Source organism: Lelliottia sp. F153 (assembly GCF_002870005.1).
Lineage (GTDB): Bacteria > Pseudomonadota > Gammaproteobacteria > Enterobacterales > Enterobacteriaceae > Enterobacter > Enterobacter nimipressuralis.
In genome coordinates this window covers 49,130-66,968 of the sequence record NZ_PKFT01000013.1, presented here as the reverse complement: position 1 = coordinate 66,968, position 17,839 = coordinate 49,130, and the positions used below count along the sequence as shown (strand labels likewise).

Below are 17,839 nucleotides of genomic sequence, written 5' to 3'. Positions count from 1 at the left end.
GATGGGGGCTACTGCCCCCATTTTTATTGGCTAAATACTATGACTGATATCAGCCGTACTCAGGCGTGGCTGGAAAGCCTGCGTCCTAAGACCTTACCTTTGGCATTCGCTGCCATCGTCGTTGGCTCCGCACTGGCATGGTGGCAGGGGCATTTCGATCCGCTGGTCGCCGGGCTGGCGCTTATCACGGCCGGTTTGCTGCAAATCCTCTCAAATCTCGCCAATGACTATGGCGATGCGGTGAAAGGCAGTGACAAACCCGACCGTATCGGGCCGCTGCGCGGAATGCAAAAAGGGGTGATTACTCAGGCGCAGATGAAGCGCGCGCTGGTTATCACCGTGGTGCTGATCTGTCTGTCGGGTCTGTCGCTGGTGTCAGTGGCCTGTAAAACCACCGCGGATTTCATCGGCTTTATGGTGCTGGGCGGGCTGGCTATCGTGGCGGCAATCACTTACACCGTGGGTACGCGTCCCTACGGTTACATTGGCCTGGGTGATATCTCCGTGCTGGTGTTTTTCGGCTGGCTGAGCGTCATGGGGAGCTGGTATCTGCAGGCACACACGCTGATCCCGGCCATTTTCCTGCCGGCCACCGCCTGCGGTTTACTGGCAACGGCAGTGTTGAACATCAATAATCTGCGCGATATCGACAGCGACCGTCTGAACGGCAAAAACACCCTCGCAGTGCGCTTAGGCCCGGTCAACGCGCGGCGCTATCACGCCGCTCTGCTGATGGGTGCACTGGTCTGCCTGGCGTTGTTTAACCTGATTTCACTGCACAGCATCTGGGGCTGGCTGTTCGTCCTGGCCGCGCCGCTGCTGATTAAACAGGCCCGTTTCGTGATGCGCGAGATGAGTCCTGCCGCGATGCCGCCGATGCTCGAACGCACGGTAAAAGGCGCGCTGCTGACTAATCTGTTGTTTGTCATCGGAATTGTGTTAAGCCAGACGATCGGTTAACTGACAAATATCAATTAACAATTGATGATTTTGCCAACAATGCGTTTCGCGCGATATACTGAACACATTCGCAGCAACCAGACATTAAACCTATGAAATACGATACTTCCGAGCTTTGTGACATCTACCAGGAAGATGTCAACGTCGTGGAACCGCTGTTCTCCAACTTTGGAGGACGGTCATCGTTTGGCGGACAGATCATCACGGTAAAATGTTTCGAGGATAATGGGTTGCTGTATGAACTTCTCGAACAGAACGGCCGTGGTCGCATTCTGCTGGTCGATGGCGGGGGTTCTATGCGTCGTGCGTTAATCGATGCCGACCTTGCCCGTCTTGCCGTGCAAAACGAGTGGGAAGGACTGGTGGTGTATGGCGCGGTGCGTCAGGTGGACGATCTCGAAGAGCTGGATTTAGGCATCCAGGCCATCGCGGCGATTCCGGTCGGCGCGGCGGGTGACGGCATCGGCGAAAGCGACGTGCGCGTCAACTTCGGCGGCGTAACCTTCTTCTCTGGCGACCATCTCTACGCCGACAATACCGGGATTATCCTTTCCGAAGATCCGCTGGATATCGAGTAATAAAAAAGCCGGGTGGCGTTTACGCTTACCCGGCCTACTTTTCTGCGTCACCCTTCCCCTGACGATTTCGCGCTATAGCAAAGCTGTTACGGCGCGAAAGAGGACGGGGAATTAAACTTCTTCCATACGCCCTAACAGCGCCTGCAGACGATCCTGCCAGCCGTTCTGCTGCTCACGCAGCTGGCTGTTTTCGCGCTCGAGCTCTTCACGGCCATGTTGTGCAGCCTGCACTTCCTGCGACAGCGAATTGTTTTTCTCTTTCAGCTCTTCAATTTCCATCTGCAGCAGCGTGATGGTGTCAATCGCCTGCTGTACTTTCGATTCCAGTTTCTCAAACACTTCTAATGACATGGTCATACCTCTCCTGAATTGCAAGGCGACGCTTTAACGAAAACGCGCACGACATATAGTTGTCGATTGTATGGAGCGCCGCCGTCCCTGTCCAGCGGCACACCGCGCAGATTGCGGTTTGCAACACTTTTCGGCCTGGTCCTGGTGCGTTCGCTGCATATACCCCTAAATTGTTAATACTTTAGTTAATGAAATGATTCAGCTCTCATTTGCAAAATGATGCAAAAATGCGCTTTATGGCGCGATAACGCTCATTTTATTGACGCAGCACACACATTTTGATTTCGATATTTCTCGTTTTTGCTCGTTAACGATAAATTAACACCATGTCTACAGGACATCGTGGCCGCTCAGTCGCTGCGCTAACAATAACATTCATCTTTCTTCAGGATTCCGATTATGAGTCAGACATCAACCTTAAAAGGCCAGTGCATCGCCGAGTTCCTTGGTACCGGGTTGTTGATTTTCTTCGGGGTAGGCTGTGTCGCTGCACTGAAAGTGGCGGGTGCCACGTTTGGCCAGTGGGAAATCAGCATTATCTGGGGTCTGGGTGTGGCGATGGCCATCTACCTGACCGCAGGGGTTTCCGGCGCACATCTTAACCCGGCGGTGACCATCGCGCTGTGGCTGTTCGCGTGCTTCGACAAACGCAAAGTTATCCCTTTCATCATTTCGCAATTTGCCGGCGCCTTTTGCGCAGCGGCGTTAGTTTACGGGCTTTATTACAATCTTTTCATCGACTTCGAACAGACGCATCATATGGTGCGCGGCAGCGTCGAAAGTCTTGATCTGGCGGGTATCTTCTCCACGTATCCGAACCCACATATCAATTTTGTGCAGGCGTTCGCGGTTGAAATGGTGATTACCGCTATTCTGATGGGCGTCATTATGGCGCTGGGCGATGACGGCAACGGCATTCCGCGTGGCCCGCTGGCACCGCTGCTGATTGGCCTGCTGATTGCGGTAATCGGCGCATCCATGGGGCCGCTGACCGGCTTTGCGATGAACCCGGCGCGTGACCTTGGACCGAAAACCTTCGCGTTCTTCGCTGGCTGGGGCGACGTTGCCTACACTGGCGGGAAAGATATTCCTTACTTCCTGGTGCCGTTGTTTGGCCCGATTGTAGGGGCTGCGCTGGGTGCATTCGGCTATCGTAAATTAATTGGTCGCCACTTACCGTGCGACACCTGTGTGGAAGAAGAGAAGGAAACGACCTCTGCCACACAACAAAATGCTTCGCTGTAATCTGACTACGGGACACATACTATGACCGACAAAAAATATATCGTTGCGCTCGACCAGGGCACTACCAGCTCCCGCGCTGTCGTAATGGATCATGACGCGAATATCGTCAGCGTGTCGCAGCGCGAATTCGAACAAATTTATCCGAAGCCAGGCTGGGTTGAGCACGACCCGATGGAAATCTGGGCCACCCAAAGCTCCACCCTGGTTGAAGTGCTGGCGAAAGCCGACATCAGCTCCGACGAAATTGCCGCAATTGGTATCACCAATCAGCGTGAAACGGCAATTGTCTGGGAACGCGAAACCGGCAAACCGATCTACAACGCCATCGTCTGGCAGTGCCGCCGCACAGCGGAGATCTGCGAGAAGCTCAAGCGCGACGGCATGGAAGAGTACATCCGTAACGCCACCGGTCTGGTGGTGGACCCGTACTTCTCCGGCACCAAAGTGAAGTGGATTCTGGACCACGTGGAAGGTTCCCGCGAGCGCGCAAAACGCGGCGAACTGCTTTTCGGCACCGTGGACACCTGGCTTATCTGGAAAATGACCCAGGGACGCGTGCACGTCACCGACTACACTAACGCCTCGCGTACCATGATGTTCAACATCAACACTCTCGAGTGGGATGACAAGATGCTGGACGCGCTGGATATCCCACGCGCCATGCTGCCGGACGTGCGCAAGTCCTCCGAAGTTTACGGCCAGACCAACATTGGCGGTAAAGGCGGCACGCGTATTCCCATCTCCGGTATCGCCGGCGACCAGCAGGCGGCCCTGTTTGGTCAGCTGTGCGTGAAAGAAGGGATGGCGAAAAACACCTACGGTACCGGCTGCTTTATGCTGATGAACACCGGCGAGAAAGCGGTGAAATCCGATAACGGCCTGCTGACCACCATCGCCTGCGGTCCGAAAGGGGAAGTGAACTATGCGCTGGAAGGCGCGGTATTCATGGCGGGCGCGTCCATTCAGTGGCTGCGCGACGAGATGAAGCTGATCAGCGACGCGTTCGATTCCGAATATTTCGCGACCAAAGTGAAAGACACCAACGGCGTGTACGTGGTGCCCGCGTTCACTGGTCTCGGCGCGCCATATTGGGACCCGTATGCTCGTGGTGCCATCTTCGGCCTGACGCGTGGAGTGAACTCGAACCACATCATTCGCGCCACGCTGGAATCCATCGCCTACCAGACGCGCGACGTTCTGGAAGCGATGCAGGCTGACTCCGGCATCCGTCTGCACGCCCTGCGCGTGGATGGCGGTGCTGTTGCGAATAACTTCCTGATGCAGTTCCAGTCCGACATTCTGGGCACCCGCGTTGAGCGCCCGGAAGTCCGCGAAGTGACGGCGCTGGGCGCGGCGTATCTGGCCGGTCTGGCGGTTGGCTTCTGGCAGAACCTGGACGAACTGCAAGAGAAAGCGGTGATCGAACGTGAATTCCGCCCAGGCATCGAAACCACCGAGCGTAACGTTCGCTACAGTGGCTGGAAAAAAGCGGTAAAACGCGCTCTGGCGTGGGAAGATCACGACGAATAAGCCTTATCTGCCCTCTCCCCCGGAGAGGGCATCAAACCGCACCCTCCCCCACTCTGTGATAAACTTCGTGCAATTCCTTTTGACTGCATGAGTATCTGATGAGACGTGAACTTGCTATCGAATTTTCCCGCGTAACCGAAGCCGCCGCCCTGGCGGGCTACAAATGGTTAGGCCGTGGCGATAAAAATATCGCTGACGGTGCTGCCGTCCACGCGATGCGCATTATGCTCAACCAGGTCAACATTGACGGCACCATCGTGATCGGCGAAGGCGAGATCGACGAAGCGCCGATGCTCTTTATTGGCGAAAAAGTCGGTACCGGCAACGGCGACGCGGTGGATATCGCCGTCGACCCGATCGAAGGTACGCGCATGACCGCCATGGGCCAGGCTAACGCGCTGGCAGTCCTGGCCGTCGGCGACAAAGGCTGTTTCCTTAACGCGCCGGATATGTACATGGAAAAGCTGATTGTCGGTCCGGGCGCAAAAGGCGCTATCGATCTCAACCTGCCGCTGGAAAATAACCTGCGTAACGTCGCCGCTGCGCTGGGTAAACCGCTGAGCGAACTCACGGTCACCATTCTGGCGAAGCCGCGCCACGACGTCACCATCGCGCATATGCAGCAGCTGGGCGTGCGCGTGTTTGCTATCCCGGATGGCGACGTGGCAGCGTCGATTCTGACCTGTATGCCTGACAGCGAAGTGGATGTCCTCTATGGCATCGGCGGCGCACCGGAAGGCGTAGTGTCAGCCGCCGTGATTCGCGCGCTGGATGGCGATATGCAGGGCCGTCTGCTGGCACGTCACGATGTCAAAGGCGACAACGCAGAGAACCGTCGTATCGGTGAAGACGAACTGGCGCGCTGTAAAGCGATGGGTATCGAAGCTAACAAAGTGCTGCGTCTGGATGAAATGGCGCGCAGCGATAACGTCATCTTCTCGGCCACCGGTATTACCAAAGGCGATCTGCTGGACGGAATCACCCGCAAGGGCAATATGGCGACCACCGAAACCCTGCTGATTCGCGGTAAATCACGCACCATCCGCCGCATTCAGTCGATTCACTATCTCGATCGCAAAGACCCGAACGTACAGACGCACATTCTGTAGGACAATTTGTTCTAATGAGCTTTCCAGCCGCAGCAGGCTGGAAATCTCTCTCGCAAGAATGGAAGATAGCGTAAGAAAACAGCTCAGGAGAACATCATGGCGGAGTGGGTAACTGGAAAAGTCACAAAGGTAGAATTCTGGACCGATGCACTATTTAGCCTCACCGTGCATGCTCCCATTCACCCATTTACAGCCGGGCAGTTTGCCAAGCTGGGGCTGGAGATTGACGGCGAACGCGTGCAGCGCGCCTACTCTTACGTGAATGCGCCTGATAATCCGGATCTGGAGTTTTACCTGGTCACAGTGCCAGACGGCAAATTAAGCCCGCGACTGGCGGCGCTGAAACCGGGCGATGAGATTCAGATTGTTAGCGAAGCAGCAGGTTTCTTTGTGCTGGACGAAATCCCGGACTGCGACACCCTGTGGATGCTGGCGACCGGCACCGCCATCGGCCCTTATCTGTCGATTTTGCAGTACGGGCGAGATCTGGAGCGTTTCAAAAACATCGTGCTGGTCCATGCCGCGCGGTATGCCGCCGACCTGAGCTATCTCCCTCTGATGCAGGCGCTGGAGAAGCGTTACGAAGGGAAGCTAAAAATCCAGACCGTGGTGAGCCGCGAAACGGCAGAAGGTTCGCTGACCGGGCGCGTTCCGGCGCTGATTGAGAGCGGAGAGCTTGAAGCGGCTGTCGGCCTGACGATGAACACCGAAAACAGCCACGTGATGCTGTGCGGTAACCCGCAGATGGTGCGCGACACCCAGCAGTTGCTGAAAGACTCCCGGCAGATGACCAAACACTTGCGTCGCCGACCGGGCCATATGACTGCCGAACACTACTGGTAATCAGCGGAACTTCACTTCCAGCGTGTCTTTACCGTATTTATTCTCGCTCTGGGTGCCGACAAATGCGCCCAGGTCGATAATCGTCATCACAAAGATGACGGTCGGGATCAGTTTTCCCACCACCCACGGAAGAATTGACGGCAACATCGACCAGTTCCCCGCCAGCAGCATCCACGCCAGAATCACCAGCAACGCCCACAGACCGGACCGGCCACGATCGTGCAGACGTTTGACAATAACCGACGCCGTCGGCCAGAGCAGGCACACCAGCGCAAACGCCGCCGTTTGGGTGCCTAACCAGTTGTTATAGGCGAGGCCGAAAAGCACCAGCATCGCGACAATCCACGTGCCAATCCAGATCCAAAAATCACGGCGTCCGATACGCCCTTTGAATGAAAACAACCACTGCTGTATGGTCATGTAAGGTTCCTTATTATCGTATGCCGCGTAGTTTACCCTGGAGTGGTGACTTTTTGACAAGCAGACCAGATATCGTTTTAATCATGAACAGTTACGTTCAGGGACAATGTTGATGAAAAGTTGGGCTTATCCTTTTTGGCTGTGTTTCACCCTGCTGAGTGCCAGCTTTTCCCTGTTCGCCGCCGATGCCCCCGCAACGGCACCCTACCTTCTGCAGGGCGCGCCATCGTTTGATCAGTCGATCAGTCAGTTTCGCGAAGCCTTCAACAAAGAAAACCCGAAACTCGCGCTGGGCGAGTTCCGCGCTATCGACAGCGCGCGGGATACGCCAACCCTGACGCGCGCCGCGAGCAAAATTAACGAAAACCTGTACGCTTCCACGGCGCTGGAGCGCGGCACGCTGAAAATCAAAAGCATGCAAATCACCTGGCTGCCGATTCAGGGGCCAGAACAAAAAGCCGCGAAAGCCAAAGCGCTGGAGTACATGAGCGCTATTTTGCGCGCCTTCACCCCGAGCCTGACCAAAGCGCAGAGCCAGCAAAAGCTGCAAAAACTGCTGACCAGCGGCAAAAACAAGCGCTACTACGCCGAAACGGAAGGCGCGATTCGCTATGTGGTCGCAGATAACGGTGAAAAGGGACTGACCTTCGCTGTTGAACCGATTAAGCTGGCGCTATCTGACGCACTCGGAGGGGCGAATTAATGACAAAAAGCAAAGCCTTTCGAGGGAAAATCTCTATACTGATTCACAGACCATGCTGCTCTCACGGGCGGCCATAATCCTTAATTCGCTTTTTTAGCGTGGAGAATTGAAATGCGACATCCTTTAGTGATGGGTAACTGGAAACTGAACGGCAGCCGCCACATGGTAAACGAGCTGATTGCTAATCTGCGTAAAGAGCTGGCTGGCGTGACCGGCTGTGCGGTAGCGATCGCTCCACCAGACATCTATCTGGATCTGGCTAAACACGCCGCTGACGGCAGCCACATCGTGCTGGGCGCGCAGAACGTTGACGTTAACCTGTCTGGCGCATTCACCGGTGAAACCTCTGCAGAAATGCTGAAAGACATCGGCGCACAGTACATCATCATCGGCCACTCTGAGCGTCGTACTTACCACAAAGAGTCCGACGAGTTCATCGCCAAGAAATTTGCTGTGCTGAAAGAGCAGGGTCTGACCCCGGTTCTGTGCATCGGTGAAACTGAAGCCGAAAACGAAGCAGGCAAAACGGAAGAAGTTTGCGCACGTCAGATCGACGCCGTGCTGAAAACGCAGGGCGCAGCAGCGTTCGAAGGCGTGGTTATCGCTTACGAGCCAGTCTGGGCGATCGGTACCGGCAAATCTGCCACCCCAGCGCAGGCACAGGCTGTTCACAAATTTATCCGTGACCACATTGCTAAAGCCGACGCGAAAGTGGCTGAGCAAGTGATCATCCAGTACGGCGGTTCCGTCAACGCATCTAACGCGGCAGAGCTGTTCACCCAGCCTGACATCGACGGGGCACTGGTTGGCGGCGCATCCCTGAAAGCTGACGCTTTCGCAGTGATCGTTAAAGCAGCAGAAGCCGCTAAACAGGCGTAATTGCCGTTGTGACGGGTGGCGTTTCGCTATCCGCCCGACAAAATGCCAGGCCCGGTAAGCGCTCGTCGCCACCGGGCTTTTTTACAGCTGTCCCAGCACGCTGAACCACAAATAATCCAGCGGCAGTAGCACCAGCCAGGTTGCCACCGCCAGCGCCAGACACAGCAACATTCCCGCTTTCGCAGGCACTTTCCCCAGCCCCATTGCCACCACAATCGGCGACGCCTGATACGGCAGTAATGGCGTGGAATACCCCAGCACCTGAATCATAATCACCGACAACAGCGGGAAACCCGTCGCATCCGAGAAACTCTGCGCAAGCGTGGTATAGAGCGCCGGAACGCCGTTGGCGGTCATGATGAAATTGAGCGCCGTGGTGATGCCGGTCAGGGCGATAAAACTGGTAAACGGCTTATCCGCGTCGAGCGGCATCAGGCGCAGCAACGCCTCCCCGACAGCGCTGCCGATGCCGGTTTGCGTCACGGTGATCGCCAGCCCCAGAATCCCTGCCACATAGATACAGGTGCGCATATTCACCCCGGCCGAAAATTCTTCACCGGTAATAAAGCCAATGCGCGGCAGCATCACGATCACCGACGCCGCCAGCCCCGTCCAGGCCGGGCCTACGCCGTGCCAGCTCTCCGTCACCCACATCACCAGCACTACCGCCAGCAGCCACGCCAGGCGCCTCTCATCGCGCCCCATTGGGGCGGATGGCGCAAGATCCCGCGCGGGTTTTGGCGAGCCAGGGAACAGCCAGCAGATCAGGCCAATCAGAATCAGTCCTTTGAGAATGCCGAGCACCGGCGTGTGCAGCAGCAGGTAGGGCACGTAGTTCAGATGAATGCCGTAAGAGCCTTCCGCCGCGCCGCTCATCACCAGATTGGGCACGTTAGCGGGGAGGATAGTTGCTGAGAGCTGAAAAGTACCGAATCCGACCGCCAGCGCCAGGCCAAACCACGCCCGCGAGCCGTCCGCAATGCTGGCCCGCTTCGCCATCGCCGCCACAATCGGCATCAGCAGCGCGATGCGCCCCATGTTTGATGGCATCACGAACGCCAGGGCATAGCTCAGCAGCACCACGCTTGCCACCATCAGCGGCCACGAGTCAGTGAGTTTCGCCGAGAGCGCCCGCGCGGCCCTGTCCGCCAGCCCGGTTTTGCGGATCGCGACGCCAAGCACAAAGCCGCTGAACACCAGCCAAAATGCAGATGAGGCAAAGCCGCCGAAAATGACGTCCGGTGGCGCGATTTTGGCGGTCATCGCCGCCGTGAAGAACAGCAGCGCGGTGATAAATTCCGGCAGGAGCGAGGTGGCCCACAGCACGATGGTGACACCAACGATAGCCGAGGGCAGAAACAGAGGGTGAGCAAACCAGAGCGACATACCTGTCTCCTGTAGATTTTTTCAGCAAGTCTACGGCGACAGGCAGCGCGAGTAAACGCTATTTATGGTGGGGTCACTGGAGGATATGACATTGATGATCCTGCAATTCCTCAGCGGAAGCGCGGTTAAGCGTCAGCAGATTGCGCTCCGTTGCCAGCAGCACAAATGACCCGTCGGACTGCTGGGCCATCGCCAGCGCAAAGCGGCCCATGTGCTCGCGCGCTTGCGGCAGTTCGTCGGCCAGCATCATAAACGGGCTACGCTGCACCAGCTCATTTTCTGTCACCCGTCGCGCCAGATATTCATGCCCTTCCAGCCCCCCCGGGAAAGGCAGCCATTGGGTGCTGATTTCCCCCTGATGCGCATTGAGCTTTTCACGCACATCGGGACGCAGGCAGGAGATGTGGATGTGGAAATGATTTTGCGTGCGCCCGGTCGGGGAGTTGATGGTCAGGGAGACGGCGCTGTCAGGCACATCCGCGCCGCGCTTCATGCTCATAAAATTGCGCGACTGCCACGCCAGCCAGAAGAAGTTCGGCGTTTGCGCCTCGGTGAGCAGCGGGCTTTCGGTGCCGTTGATGCGGTAGGTGGGCATCAGGAGATACTGTAGCGGCCCGTTACGGTCTTTGAAGACCACATAACCGGCATCCGGTTTCACCTGCGCACAGGGCGCTGGCTGACGGTTATTCAGCTGATTCGGCAGGCACTGGTCGAGAACGATATGGCGTAACGCGTCCGGATTGCCGGATTTCATCCAGATCCAGCCGCCTGCGGCGAGGAGAATGGCGACCGCCATCAAGACCATCAGTTTTTTCATTACGCGTTCCCTGTTGTCGTCAGAGGCGAAAGAGTAACGCAAAAACATGACCAAATAAAAAAGCCCGGCGGATTTCTCGCGCCGGGCCACCGTGTCATGCGTTGATTAGCGTTTGCTGATCTGGTCGAAAGTGCCGCCGTTAGAGAAGTGCTCTTTCTGCGCTTTCGCCCAGCCGCCAAACTCCTCATCGATGGTGAACAGCTTCAGTTTCGGGAACGCGCTGTCATATTTCTTCGCCACAGCCTCATCGCGTGGACGATAGAAGTTCTTCGCGGCGATCTCCTGGCCTTCCGGGGAGTAGAGATACTTCAGGTAAGCTTCTGCCACCGCTTTGGTATCTTTCTTCTCGACCACTTTGTCGACGATGGAAACCGTCGGTTCAGCCAGAATCGATTCGCTCGGGGTTACGATTTCGAACTTGTCTTTGCCCAGCTCGTTAGTCGCCAGCAGCGCTTCGTTTTCCCATGCAATCAGCACGTCGCCAATGCCGCGCTCAACGAAGGTATTGGTCGAGCCGCGCGCACCGGAGTCCAGCACTTCGACGTTTTTAAACAGGGATTTGACGAAATCCTGCGCTTTAGCCTGATCGCCGTTGTTGTGATGCAGAGCGTAGCCCCACGCTGCCAGGTAGTTCCAGCGTGCGCCGCCTGAGCTTTTCGGGTTCGGGGTGATGACAGACACGCCTGGTTTGATCAAATCATTCCAGTCATGAATCTGTTTCGGGTTGCCTTTACGCACCAGGAACACGATGGTGGAGGTATACGGCGCAGAGTTGTCCGGCAGGCGTTTGATCCAGTTCTTATCAATACGACCACGTTCAGCAATGGCATCGACGTCATAGGCCAGCGCCAGAGTGACCACGTCCGCTTCAATGCCGTTGATGACAGAAGTCGCCTGTTTGCCTGAGCCGCCGTGAGACTGGCGAATCACCACGTTATCGCCGGTTTCTTGTTTGTAGTGTGCCGCAAAGGCTTTGTTGTATTGATCGTAAAGCTCACGCGTCGGATCGTACGACACGTTCAGTAACTGGATATCCTTTGCCAGAACGCTGGACGATGCCAGCAATAAAGTTAACCCCACGCCCCATTTATTCATCTTCCAACTCTCATTATGTTGTGTTTGATGAATGCAGCGTGCCAGAAAGCGAACCAATGATTAAAGAATAAAAAAAGATTGGCTATAACTGAGTGGAATAAAAAATGTTCAGCAGGCGGGAAAAGCAAAACGGTAATCTGAAGATTACCGTTTTTCGTTCTTTCACCCTCTCCCTGTTTAGGAGAGGGCTGGCGTGAGGATATCAGGCCGAATCAGTACAGTTTTTTCGCGCAGTCCAGCCAGTCACCTTTGAACGGACGCTTCATGTTTTCAATCGCGTCGATGATGTCATGGTGAACCAGTTTCTCGTTCTGAATACCGACGCAACGGCCGCCGTGGCCCTGCAGCAGCAGATCGATCGCATACGCGCCCATACGGGAAGCCAGGATACGGTCGTATGGCCCTGGGGAACCACCGCGCTGGATGTGGCCCAGAACCGTAGCGCGGGTTTCGCGTTTGGTTTCTGTTTCGATGTATTTCGCCAGCTCGTCAACGTCACAGATGTGCTCGGTGATAGCAACGATCGCGTGTTTCTTCCCTTTCGCGATGCCTGCTTTGATTTCGTTAACCAGGTCTTCGCGGCTGAATTCTACTTCCGGCACCACGATGAACTCGCAGCCGCCCGCAATCGCTGCCGCCAGGGTCAGGTCGCCACAGTAGCGGCCCATCACTTCCACGATAGAGATACGCTGGTGAGAAGAAGAGGTGTCACGCAGACGGTCAATTGCTTCAACGACAGTACCCAGGGCAGTAAAGAAGCCGATGGTGTAGTCGGTGCCTTTGATATCGTTGTCGATGGTGCCCGGCAGACCGATGCAAGGGAAGCCCATTTCAGTCAGACGTTTTGCACCCATATACGAGCCGTCACCGCCGATAACAACCAGCGCGTCCAGGCCGCGTTTTTTCATGTTCTCGATAGCCACTTCACGGATGTGCTCTTCACGGAACTCCGGGAAACGCGCAGAACCGAGGAAAGTACCGCCACGGTTAATCATGTCGGATACGCTATAGCGATCCAGCTGAACCATGCGGTCTTCGTACAGACCCAGGTAACCGTCATATACGCCAAAAATTTCCAGACCTTCCGTCAACGCCGCGCGAACAACCCCACGAATGGCTGCGTTCATGCCAGGCGCATCACCGCCGCTTGTCAACACACCGATTTTCTTAATCATGACTACCTCTGAACTTAGGAATGCAAAAATGAAATCTGTTGCCGGAAGACGTCTATTCGACCAACCAATACTGCAAATAGTATATCAATCACTTCCAGCTGAATTGATTCAGGTCAGACCCAATGGCGGTAATTTATCCACAAAATGCTGGCCTGGCTCACTTTTTTACAACGAATTACGAAAGCTCAAAATGTCCTTTGCCTTCCCTGGGGACGACCGAGCAGGGGTCCTGGTGAATAATCACGTCCGAACCCGGGAAACGCTGCAAAATCGCCTGCTCTACCTGCTCAGCCACTAAATGCGCTTGAACGAGCGGTAAATTGTCTTCCATTTCTAAATGAATCTGAATAAAGCGGGTCGGCCCTGACTGCCGCGTACGAAGATCGTGAGCACCACTGACGCCGGGCCAGGAGGTCACGATTTCAAAGATCTCTGCGCGTTCGGCATCGGGCAGCGCGCGGTCCAGAAGCGATTGCACTGCTTCATAACCCATGCGTAAGGCGCTGTATAAAATATAAACCCCAATCCCTAACGCGAACAATGCGTCGGCACGATGCCATCCGTACCACGCCAGTCCGAGCGCAATAAGAATCGCGCCATTCATCATAACATCAGACTGATAATGAAGCATATCTGCCCGTACTGCCTGACTTTGCGTTCGGCGAACCACCCAGCGCTGGAAAGTTACCAGAACAATTGTGCTAATAAGTGCGATAACGGTAACGATAACCCCAACGCCCGGATCGTTCATCGGCGTCGGTGACGCCAGATGCTGGATACCGGTCAAAAACAGGAACAGCGCCGAGCCGGAAATAAACATACTTTGCGCCAGCGCCGCCAGCGATTCCGCTTTTCCGTGGCCAAACGTGTGCTCTTCATCCGCCGGTTGCAGGGAATAGCGCACCACCAGCAGATTGGTAAGGGATGCCGCGATATCCACCAGCGAATCCACGAGCGCGGCCAGAATACTGACCGAGCCGGTATACCACCACGCAAAGATTTTGATGATCAGCAAACACGACGCCATAACCGTCGCGGCGATTGCGGCGCGGCTCACCAGCCGGCCATAGGATTGATTCATAAACACTCCTGTCATGCCATGCCGCTAGTATAACGGATGGAAAAGGAGTCAAAGGATGAATAAACGGTTAACAAACTTGAATGAAGGGCAAAAAAAACCCCCACATCATGTGGGGGAAGACAGGGATGGTGTCTATGGCAAGGAAAACAGGGTCTACTGGTTACTACGGGTATTGCTACTAAAAAGCTTTATCTCAGAGCTTTGTTGCATCCGGGCAACCTCACGCAACTGATCCATACGTTGCTGATGTTTGTCGTTCAAAACCGCTTGCTGCTCGGGCGATAGCAGGTGGAACATCTGGTTGCGGACCCTGGCCATTTCGACCTGGCGGGCAACTTGTTCCTGCGCCATCTTTTCTGCCTGAGCGCGCACAGCGCTTTCGTCAAAATTTTCTGCGGTGACAAGGCGATGCATTGTCTCCATTTCGCTAACATTAACAGGGAGTCGATCGTGTCGTGCCCTGTGCATCAGATCTCGCATCTGTTGACGCTGATGTTCGGTTAAACTTATGCCGTCAAACATATTGCTTTGGCCACTGTGCTGCGTAATACCCTCTGCCGAGGGACCGTTATCGCCGGTGATGACTCCAGCAGCCTGGCTAAGAGCACTAAACGCCAGTGTTGAGGCCATGACGGCAGCGGTAACTTTGCGCATCACTTGCTCCCAAAATCTTTCGTGTCGCGATTCAACGAGAGCTAGTTTACGATTCGGGCTGCAAACATGCGTCAGGGGGTGTAAAACAACGTAAAGTCATGGATTAGATAGCCTTGATGTCGTAATTTCTGCCTCGGAGGTATTTAAACAATGAATAAAATCCTGTTAGTTGATGATGACCGAGAGCTCACATCCCTGTTAAAAGAGTTGCTCGACATGGAAGGCTTTAACGTGCTGGTTGCCCACGATGGGGAACAGGCGCTGAGCCTGCTTGATGACAGCATCGACTTGCTTTTGCTTGACGTGATGATGCCGAAGAAAAACGGTATTGATACGCTGAAAGAATTACGCCAGACACACCAGACACCTGTAATCATGCTGACCGCACGCGGCAGCGAACTGGATCGCGTTCTCGGCCTTGAGCTGGGCGCGGATGACTATTTACCCAAGCCGTTTAACGACCGCGAGCTGGTTGCCCGTATTCGCGCAATCCTGCGCCGTTCCCACTGGAGCGAGCAGCAGCAGAATACTGACAACAGTTCTCCAACGTTAGAAGTGGACTCTCTGAGCCTGAACCCGGGCCGCCAGGAAGCGAGCTTTGACGGCCAGACGCTGGAACTGACCGGCACCGAGTTCACCCTGCTGTATTTGCTGGCACAGCATCTCGGCCAGGTGGTCTCGCGTGAACATTTAAGCCAGGAAGTGCTCGGCAAGCGCCTCACGCCGTTTGACCGCGCCATCGACATGCACATCTCTAACCTGCGCCGTAAGCTGCCGGAGCGCAAAGACGGTCACCCATGGTTTAAAACCCTGCGTGGTCGCGGTTATCTGATGGTTTCCGCTTCATGATAGGCAGTTTAACCGCCCGCATTTTCGCCATTTTCTGGCTGACGCTGGCACTGGTTTTAATGCTGGTTTTGATGTTGCCAAAACTCGACTCACGCCAGATGACGGAGCTTCTCGACAGCGAGCAACGTCAGGGCGTGATGATCGAGCAACACGTAGAAGCCGAGCTGGCAAACGACCCGCCTAACGATTTGATGTGGTGGCGCAGGCTGTTTCGCGCTATCGACAAGTGGGCGCCGCCCGGACAACGCCTGCTGCTGGTTACCAGCGAAGGCCGCGTGATTGGCGCGGAACGCAATGAAATGCAGATCATCCGCAACTTCATTGGCCAGGCGGATAACGCCGATCACCCGCAGAAAAAGAAATACGGTCGGGTAGAAATGGTAGGGCCATTTTCCATCAAGGATGGGGAAGATAATTACCAACTCTATCTGATTCGACCGGCGAGCAGCTCCCAGACCGACTTTATCAACCTGCTGTTTGACCGACCGCTGCTGCTGCTGATTGTAACCATGCTGCTCAGTTCGCCGCTGCTCTTATGGCTGGCGTGGAGCCTGGCAAAACCCGCGCGTAAGCTGAAAAATGCCGCTGATGAAGTGGCGCAGGGCAACCTGCGACAGCACCCGGAACTGGAAGCCGGGCCGCAAGAATTTCTCGCCGCGGGAGCCAGTTTTAACCAGATGGTGACAGCACTTGAACGGATGATGACCAGCCAGCAACGCCTGCTGTCGGACATCTCCCACGAGCTGCGCACGCCGCTGACGCGCTTACAGCTGGGCACCGCCCTGCTGCGTCGTCGCAGCGGTGAGAGCAAGGAGCTGGAGCGTATTGAGATGGAAGCGCATCGTCTGGACAGCATGATCAACGATCTGCTGGTGATGTCGCGCAATCAGCAGAAAAACGCGCTGGTCAGCGAAACGGTGAAAGCCAATCACCTGTGGCACGAGGTGCTGGATAACGCAGCGTTCGAAGCCGAGCAGATGGGCAAATCGTTCACCGTCAACTTCCCGCCAGGCCCGTGGCCGCTGTACGGCAACCCCAACACGCTTGAGAGCGCGTTGGAAAATATCGTGCGTAACGCCCTGCGCTATTCGCATACGAAGATTGAGGTGGCGTTCTCGGTCGATAAAGACGGCATCACCATCAACGTGGATGATGACGGTCCAGGCGTCAGCCCGGAAGACCGCGAGCAGATTTTCCGTCCGTTCTATCGCACCGATGAAGCGCGCGATCGCGAATCCGGTGGGACAGGGCTTGGGCTGGCGATTGTTGAGACCGCCATTCAACAGCATCGCGGCTGGGTGAAAGCCGACGATAGCCCGCTGGGTGGATTACGTTTGACGCTATGGTTGCCGCTGTATAAGCGTTCCTAATGACTGTGGTGCCGGGCGGCGGCGACGCCTCACCCGGCCTATGGTTTTCCTCCCCTCGCCCTGCGGGAAGAGGATCGGCGTGGGGATTATTTGCCCCACAATCTCCGCGAATTATCTTCGATCTGCCCACTGATGCGGCGCTTCTGCATCGTTCTCGTCCAACTTGTCGATAACCCTGCTGCTGACAACAAACGGCGATACTGCTCGTCATCAAAGGGCATATGCCAGGCGATCGCACAGGCATCATAAACCGACACCTCGCTGAGGCGTGACGCCAGTTCCAGCGGCGCATCCGCCGATACCTGCCCGCCCTGAATCACCCGATACAGCCAGCCAGTTTTTCCTGCCGTTTGCAGCTGCGCGGACATATCGCTGATACCAAAATGGTAGTTGAGCTTAAAACACGGCGAGCGCGGCTGTGTGACCTGAATCAGCGCTTCGCCCCAACGGAAAATATCGCCAATAAAGACGTTCTTTTCGGTCAGCCCGTCCGTCGACAGATTCTCGCCAAATGCCGGCGCAACGAACAGATCCGCCTGCTCAGGAAACTCCCGCGCCCAGTGCAGATAGTGTTCGCGCGGATAGTGGCACAGCGCGCGCTCAGGCCCGCCGTGGATTTTTTTCTCGGCCTGCTCATCCCCCGCCAGCCCGAGTTCGGTCAGCGTCAGTTCACCGTCGACCTGCACTTTGGCAATCGCGCTCGGACGGCTGCCGTCGTACTCCCTGATCTTGCCTGTAAACACATTCACCGGATGTTGCATGTATCATGGCTCCTTTCTGCAGATACAAAAAAA

General features: G+C 55.7%; 19 protein-coding genes. 10 read left to right on the top strand and 9 right to left on the bottom strand.

The window, feature by feature from the left end; translation table 11 throughout:
* Nucleotides 1-39 precede the first annotated feature (39 nt).
* Entirely contained in the window at nucleotides 40-960 is a 921-nt protein-coding gene (gene menA / locus F153LOC_RS20230) for a 1,4-dihydroxy-2-naphthoate polyprenyltransferase (protein WP_100778376.1), read from the top strand.
* A gap of 92 nt (nucleotides 961-1,052) precedes the next feature.
* Nucleotides 1,053-1,538 carry a ribonuclease E activity regulator RraA gene (gene rraA / locus F153LOC_RS20225; protein WP_100778375.1) on the top strand — a complete coding sequence of 162 codons (486 nt, stop codon included), beginning with the start codon at nucleotides 1,053-1,055 and terminating at the stop codon, nucleotides 1,536-1,538.
* Nucleotides 1,539-1,649: 111 nt separating this feature from the next.
* On the opposite strand, the gene zapB is transcribed toward rraA, so the two are convergent.
* Nucleotides 1,650-1,895: a septal ring assembly protein ZapB gene (gene zapB / locus F153LOC_RS20220; protein WP_100778374.1), complete on the bottom strand. Its 246-nt coding sequence runs from the start codon at nucleotides 1,893-1,895 to the stop codon at nucleotides 1,650-1,652.
* 393 nt (nucleotides 1,896-2,288) lie between these two features.
* Here zapB and F153LOC_RS20215 point away from each other — a divergent pair, with 393 nt between their 5' ends.
* The 4 genes from F153LOC_RS20215 (at nucleotide 2,289) to fpr (ending at nucleotide 6,616) form a co-directional block, all read left to right on the top strand.
* Complete coding sequence (locus F153LOC_RS20215; protein ID WP_102105678.1) at nucleotides 2,289-3,134, top strand: MIP/aquaporin family protein; 846 nt, start codon at nucleotides 2,289-2,291, stop codon at nucleotides 3,132-3,134.
* Between the two features lie 21 nt (nucleotides 3,135-3,155).
* Nucleotides 3,156-4,664 (top strand): glycerol kinase GlpK, encoded by a 1,509-nt coding sequence (gene glpK / locus F153LOC_RS20210; RefSeq protein WP_100778372.1) that lies wholly within the window; start codon nucleotides 3,156-3,158, stop codon nucleotides 4,662-4,664.
* 98 nt (nucleotides 4,665-4,762) lie between these two features.
* The gene (gene glpX / locus F153LOC_RS20205) at nucleotides 4,763-5,773 is read left to right on the top strand and encodes a class II fructose-bisphosphatase (RefSeq protein WP_102105679.1); all 1,011 of its coding nucleotides are present in this window, start codon (nucleotides 4,763-4,765) and stop codon (nucleotides 5,771-5,773) included.
* Nucleotides 5,774-5,869: 96 nt separating this feature from the next.
* Nucleotides 5,870-6,616, top strand: coding sequence for a ferredoxin--NADP(+) reductase (fpr, locus tag F153LOC_RS20200; RefSeq protein WP_100778370.1), 747 nt, complete (start codon nucleotides 5,870-5,872; stop codon nucleotides 6,614-6,616).
* Here the strand turns inward: fpr and F153LOC_RS20195 are convergent, their stop codons facing one another.
* A complete protein-coding gene (locus F153LOC_RS20195; protein ID WP_100778369.1) occupies nucleotides 6,617-7,036 on the bottom strand; it encodes a DUF805 domain-containing protein in 420 nt (139 codons plus the stop codon).
* A gap of 112 nt (nucleotides 7,037-7,148) precedes the next feature.
* Between F153LOC_RS20195 and F153LOC_RS20190 the strand changes: the two genes are divergently transcribed.
* Together F153LOC_RS20190 and tpiA are read left to right on the top strand one after the other, a co-directional pair.
* On the top strand, nucleotides 7,149-7,739 hold the full coding sequence (locus F153LOC_RS20190; protein ID WP_100778368.1) for a DUF1454 family protein: 591 nt from the start codon (nucleotides 7,149-7,151) through the stop codon (nucleotides 7,737-7,739).
* Between the two features lie 111 nt (nucleotides 7,740-7,850).
* On the top strand, nucleotides 7,851-8,618 hold the full coding sequence (gene tpiA, locus F153LOC_RS20185; protein ID WP_100778367.1) for a triose-phosphate isomerase: 768 nt from the start codon (nucleotides 7,851-7,853) through the stop codon (nucleotides 8,616-8,618).
* 81 nt (nucleotides 8,619-8,699) lie between these two features.
* Here tpiA and F153LOC_RS20180 read toward each other — a convergent pair whose 3' ends face one another.
* The 6 genes from F153LOC_RS20180 to cpxP form a co-directional block, all read right to left on the bottom strand.
* Complete coding sequence (locus tag F153LOC_RS20180) at nucleotides 8,700-10,004, bottom strand: SLC13 family permease (protein WP_102105680.1); 1,305 nt, start codon at nucleotides 10,002-10,004, stop codon at nucleotides 8,700-8,702.
* Between the two features lie 73 nt (nucleotides 10,005-10,077).
* Nucleotides 10,078-10,821 carry a CDP-diacylglycerol diphosphatase gene (locus F153LOC_RS20175; RefSeq protein WP_102105681.1) on the bottom strand — a complete coding sequence of 248 codons (744 nt, stop codon included), beginning with the start codon at nucleotides 10,819-10,821 and terminating at the stop codon, nucleotides 10,078-10,080.
* Between the two features lie 105 nt (nucleotides 10,822-10,926).
* Nucleotides 10,927-11,916, bottom strand: a complete 990-nt coding sequence (locus tag F153LOC_RS20170) for a sulfate ABC transporter substrate-binding protein (RefSeq protein WP_102105682.1) — start codon at nucleotides 11,914-11,916, stop codon at nucleotides 10,927-10,929.
* Between the two features lie 212 nt (nucleotides 11,917-12,128).
* Nucleotides 12,129-13,091, bottom strand: coding sequence for a 6-phosphofructokinase (gene pfkA, locus F153LOC_RS20165; protein WP_100778363.1), 963 nt, complete (start codon nucleotides 13,089-13,091; stop codon nucleotides 12,129-12,131).
* A 175-nt stretch (nucleotides 13,092-13,266) separates the two neighbouring features.
* The gene (fieF, locus tag F153LOC_RS20160; RefSeq protein ID WP_102105683.1) at nucleotides 13,267-14,172 is read right to left on the bottom strand and encodes a CDF family cation-efflux transporter FieF; all 906 of its coding nucleotides are present in this window, start codon (nucleotides 14,170-14,172) and stop codon (nucleotides 13,267-13,269) included.
* 153 nt (nucleotides 14,173-14,325) lie between these two features.
* Nucleotides 14,326-14,826, bottom strand: a complete 501-nt coding sequence (gene cpxP / locus F153LOC_RS20155) for a cell-envelope stress modulator CpxP (protein ID WP_100778361.1) — start codon at nucleotides 14,824-14,826, stop codon at nucleotides 14,326-14,328.
* 150 nt (nucleotides 14,827-14,976) lie between these two features.
* Between cpxP and cpxR the strand changes: the two genes are divergently transcribed.
* Together cpxR and cpxA are read left to right on the top strand one after the other, a co-directional pair.
* Nucleotides 14,977-15,675, top strand: coding sequence for an envelope stress response regulator transcription factor CpxR (gene cpxR / locus F153LOC_RS20150; protein ID WP_006179159.1), 699 nt, complete (start codon nucleotides 14,977-14,979; stop codon nucleotides 15,673-15,675).
* A complete protein-coding gene (gene cpxA / locus F153LOC_RS20145; RefSeq protein WP_100778360.1) occupies nucleotides 15,672-17,045 on the top strand; it encodes an envelope stress sensor histidine kinase CpxA in 1,374 nt (457 codons plus the stop codon). The genes cpxR and cpxA overlap by 4 nt, the downstream gene beginning before the upstream one ends.
* 86 nt (nucleotides 17,046-17,131) lie before the next feature.
* Here the strand turns inward: cpxA and yiiM are convergent, their stop codons facing one another.
* A complete protein-coding gene (yiiM, locus tag F153LOC_RS20140) occupies nucleotides 17,132-17,806 on the bottom strand; it encodes a 6-hydroxyaminopurine reductase (RefSeq protein ID WP_100778359.1) in 675 nt (224 codons plus the stop codon).
* Between the last annotated feature and the right edge of the window lie 33 nt (nucleotides 17,807-17,839).